The organism is Oribacterium sp. HCP3S3_B9, from assembly GCF_052064255.1.
GTDB lineage: Bacteria > Bacillota > Clostridia > Lachnospirales > Lachnospiraceae > Oribacterium.
The window spans coordinates 1-4,230 of sequence record NZ_JBQHVY010000039.1; the positions used below are offsets into that span (position 1 = coordinate 1).

At 41.9% G+C, this 4,230-nt stretch carries 3 protein-coding genes and 1 pseudogene; all 4 read right to left on the reverse strand.

The genetic code is table 11. The features are described 5' to 3' along the window. Positions 1 to 109: 109 nt before the first annotated feature. Positions 110 to 331, reverse strand: a pseudogene (locus ACTNC3_RS11190) (AAA family ATPase); the annotation flags it as partial. Positions 332 to 345: 14 nt separating this feature from the next. Beyond that, positions 346 to 744, reverse strand: coding sequence for a type II toxin-antitoxin system HicB family antitoxin (locus tag ACTNC3_RS11195; RefSeq protein ID WP_441227472.1), 399 nt, complete (start codon positions 742 to 744; stop codon positions 346 to 348). A 29-nt stretch (positions 745 to 773) separates the two neighbouring features. Continuing rightward, the gene (locus tag ACTNC3_RS11200; RefSeq protein ID WP_441227473.1) at positions 774 to 1,448 is read right to left on the reverse strand and encodes an HD domain-containing protein; all 675 of its coding nucleotides are present in this window, start codon (positions 1,446 to 1,448) and stop codon (positions 774 to 776) included. 127 nt (positions 1,449 to 1,575) lie between these two features. Continuing rightward, positions 1,576 to 4,230 (reverse strand): hypothetical protein (locus ACTNC3_RS11205; RefSeq protein ID WP_441227474.1); only part of this gene is annotated, 2,655 nt, incomplete at its 5' end.

The window sequence follows — 4,230 nt, forward strand, 5'->3', positions numbered from 1 at the left end:
ATCCACCACTGTGAATGCCAGTGGGAAGACTGAGACTAAAATACTCTCGTTTTCCATGATTATGGCATTTTCAAAAGTATCAAACTAGCCGCACTGACACTGAGCGCTTACCATCAAACAGTGACGAATCCGTACCGATCTCGAAAAAACTCTTCAGCATACTCATATTCAGGGTCTTACCAAAGCGACGCGGACGCGTGAACAGACTTACCTTTCCGAGACTGTCAAACAGCTGCTCAATCAGTTTTGTTTTATCGATATAGTAATACTGGTTTCTTCGAATCTCTTCAAAATTTTCGATCCCCACCGGAAGTTTTAATCTGTTTTCCATAAAATCCACCTGTATTATTCGATATTTAATTTTACTTTTAATGCATCCTGGAGGACCTGAGAAAAATTCACCTCTGCATTCATCGCCAGTTCATTTAACCACTCAGGAATCGATAATGTCTTTTTCACAGCTTTATTACTATTTCTTCTTTGATAAAGCAGTGTATCGCCCAGAATATCATTTGCAAATGATCCCTTCGGAACTTTCAGATCTTCTATGTCAGAGGCTTGTGGCACTTCTTTGTTGTCACGCTCGTAATCATAAAGCGTGAATGCCAGTACATCCTGCGCCATATAGATGGCATCTGCTAAATTGTCGCCACAAGTCACGCAGCCTTTGATATCAGGAAATTCTACAGAATATAAACCATCCTCCTCTTTGGTGAAAATTGCCGGATAAACATACTTTGCCATTTTCTACTCCTCCCGACGCAGGCCATATCTCACAGCAGCGTCTGCTCGTTAATGATGAGATGGAAATCCATCCCGAGGAAATTCGCCGCCTTCTTGCACAGCAGCATCCGCTCCATGAAAATCTCGAAGTACTCGCCGATCTCGCCATAGTGCGTGTCGATGCTCAGCTTCAGCTTGATCGCACTCTGCTCCTTGTTGATCTTCAGCTTCGAATCCGTCACCGAGTAGTTCACCCGGTCATGGATGTCGAACTTATGCTCGTCCGGCTCCTGCACACGACTCCGCCGCACATCCGACTTATCCGCGAGAATCAGCGCCGCCGCGATGGCGCTCACGGGCTGTCCGTTGCCCTCATCGTGGTTGCCGATCGCACAGATGATCGGGGCAATGTCTTCGGCCGCTACGTTCATGCGGTTCAGGATGCTAAACGCCATCAGCGCACCGGACTGCGAGTGATCCACACGGTTGACGATATTTCCGAGATCATGCATCCACGCCGCGGTCAGCGCCAGATCCACCGTGTGCTCATCGAAGCCCAGCTTCTCCAGAATATACGCCGTCCGCTCACACACCACGCCCACATGCGCGAAGCTGTGCTCAGTGAAATGTAGCGCCTTCATCGACTTGTTCTGCTCCCCGATGTAGGTCGTCACATCGTGATCCGCCTTCACCTGGGAAAATAAAGGGAAATTTGTTGTGTCCATAAAAATCTCCAATCAAATTGTTAATGCACTACTAGCACTATTTCTTGATATTTAGTTTTCTCTTCCCATCTATTTGCTTTAAAAAATACCTGTCTTGTTCATCTTATTTGCCAAAGAATAATACCGTTTAGGATACTTTTTCAAATTTAGCCTTTTCATCAGCACTAGTTATTCTATAGATATTTCCTAAGCTGTTTTTTATGTAAACGGATTTCCCATTTTCCAATTTGTCGAGTTTCAAATTTGTAAAGCGATAGACATAATAATCTCTTCCCCAATAGTGTAATATTGCTCCCTCCATCGGATCATCATTATTTCCTTCCGCAGTGAAAGGATCATAATGTTCACCATCAGTAGAAATACTAAATACATTGTTTACATCATTACGATCCATCAAGGTTGTGATAAGTCCAAATCCCTTTGATTCAATTTTTACATTGCTTCTTGACATCTGCCCGATAAATGTGTACCCATCATAACAAGTGAATTCTGCCTCCGCACTGTAATCATTGTCACGCTTGGTCAGCTTAAAATACATAAATTTTCCATCCAGACTTACAGATGGCCAGTCACCATAGTACGTAATCGGATTTCCTTCAACCTCCCAATCCGTCGTCCAGTTCTTATACGGATACGCATGACCATTCAGCGTTTCATCATAATTATGCGTATGATCTGCAGTTGTCAGATCAGATGAATCCGCACTGCCAAGAATCTTTTCCGGAGTGTTAATGATATTAGCAGTCTTGGGGTTCGATGGTTCTTTTCCGATAAGATTTGTATTTTGGTCATTAAAGCAATTCAAATAATAAGCCGAATTAAATGTCACCTTATTAGATGCATCAATTTCGCCGATATATCCACCAGAGATTGTTCCAGCAACATGCCCCATAGAATAGCAATTATTCACCGTTATTTGAGTGCCATTGTTTCTTGCATAGCCAATAATCCCTCCAGCATTCTGGCCAGCCAATACAGAACCTGTATTGAAGCAGTGCGTAAAGTTTATGTTTACATCTATGGAGGATCCCACAAAACCTCCAGCCGATATAGCCCCCATTATATTCGCAAAATCACTCATTTGGTTTGGCTTTGAGGCATTAAATGCTTTTTTCAAAACATATGAGCCATTCTGTGTTCGGCCTGCATAATACGAATTCGATATCGTTACTGGCTTTGTATAACTATATCCCGTAGCTTGCATGGCACCAATGAATCCGCCAGCATGCATTCCTCGCGATTGAATAGGTGCAGAAACTGCTGCATTTTTAATTGAAATATCAACATTGCCGAAAGTTCCACATACGCCAATCAAGCCTCCGGACTCATTACGTCCATCGATTATTGTATTCTTACCAATAACCTTTACATTTTGCAGATCTGTATTTCCGGCAGTAATACCAGCCAGACCACCTGCAGAATTCTCAGTTCCAGTTATTTGTGCATTTTCCACGACGCCTCTATCAACTTTGATTGATCCATCGGCACGGCCTATAAATCCACCAACTTTATCATTCGTCGAAGTAATCATACTTTCTCGTACATTTGAATCCCGTACAGTAACTGTTCTATTTAAATCTTTCTGATCATATTGACCAATAAAGCCTCCTGTCCACCCATAACCAGTAATATTAGACTCCTTAATACTTGTATCTGTGATATTTGTAATCTGATTTGTATATCCTATTAAACCTCCCGCAACGTTTTGCTTTGACTTAATCGTACTAGAATTCTTAATGTTCGAGTTTTCTATCGTAACAGTTGCGTTCGAAACTCTTCCTATAAAACCTCCCGTAGCCTGAGAACCAGTTATCTCACAATGATCAAGCGTTATCTGGTTTATGGTAATTGGACCATTTTGTTCTACGTTACCTATCAAACCACCAGCATAACTTACACTTGAAGTGATCTGTCCCTGCTTTAAACTTACATTCTTGATTACTGCTTCTCTTCCTACATTACCTATAATCCCTCCTGCCGCTTCATACCCTGCAACGCTTATTTTAGAAAGATTTACACTATCATTTACTTCATTGGATTGATTCTCTGTGTCATTTACTTTAATCGTAACAGATCCAGAAGAGCCAACTAAGCCACCGGCATAACCTTCACTTGAAGCGATTATAGAATTTCCCTGAGTCAAACCTGCCAACTCGACATCACAAGCAGCATAACCGATAATACCACCTGCTGATTTCTTTGCATTAATATTTGCAGTGTACGGCTCCTGTGTAAGACTGTTTTTCTGTTCTTTTATATCCGATCCATAATAATGGCAATCCTTGATGACAGGTTTTGCTCCCAGACCTGTAATATATCCAAAGAATCCTCCAGCACCTCCCTGATTATCAGTACTATCTGATGTCACAAAAGCCGTAACGTTAACGTCTTCAAGTTTCAAGTTACCACAGGACTGTAGACATCCAATTAAACCTCCGGCATTTTTTGCAGCAATAACTTCCGCATTCAGACCTTCTACAGACACCTTTTGAATGGTAAGGGTACTATTCTGCACATATCCGATTAAACCACCAGCATCTGCTTCGTTGGAAATAATTGTTGCGTTTAAAATGTGTGATTTTTGGATGGTAGCATTGCCAGCCAGCTGACCGACAAATCCGCCAACTTGATTTTTGCCCTGTACTGTCAGCTTTCCTTTAATATCTGTTTTTGAAATAGTAACATCACTGTCGCTATAACCTACCAGGCCTCCCGCCCTGTCTTCAGATCCGACGATATTTGCATTTTTGATACTTGAATTCGTGATAGTCAGCTTTTTTGA

What these genes read in the sequence shown, in the direction of transcription:
- ACTNC3_RS11195 (WP_441227472.1), bottom strand. Translation starts at nt 744, where the DNA reads ATGGCAAAGTATGTTTATCCGGCAATTTTCACCAAAGAGGAGGATGGT.
- ACTNC3_RS11200 (WP_441227473.1), bottom strand. Translation starts at nt 1,448, where the DNA reads ATGGACACAACAAATTTCCCTTTATTTTCCCAGGTGAAGGCGGATCAC.